Here is a 267-nt window from a genome sequence, read left to right as displayed (position 1 = left end):
GGCGTATGCCCACCTGCTGACGCAGGGTATTTTCTATCTCACCAACTTCGATGCGCTGGCCGCGTATTTTGACCTGGTGATCGGCGCGGCCTAAGTACTCCAGGCTGCCGTCTGCGCGCCAGCGTACCCGGTCGCCGGTACGGTACATGCGGCTGCCGGGTTCACCCCAGGGATTTGCCACAAAGCGTTCTGCGGTCAAACCAGGCTGACCGAGGTAGCCACGCGCCAGTCCGGCACCACCCAGGAAGAGCTCACCTTCGACACCCA

The 267-nt window shown here is 62.9% G+C and carries 1 protein-coding gene; it reads right to left on the bottom strand.

The window, feature by feature from the left end; translation table 11 throughout:
* Positions 1-267: AMP-binding protein (locus H8K43_RS18800; RefSeq protein WP_186905266.1), on the bottom strand; the 267-nt coding region annotated here is incomplete at both ends.

It is taken from the genome of Cognatundibacterium curvum (assembly GCF_014284235.1).
GTDB lineage: Bacteria > Pseudomonadota > Gammaproteobacteria > Burkholderiales > Burkholderiaceae_D > Undibacterium > Undibacterium curvum.
Note: the sequence above shows the minus strand (reverse complement) of the source record. Positions and strands in the feature narration are given on the sequence as shown.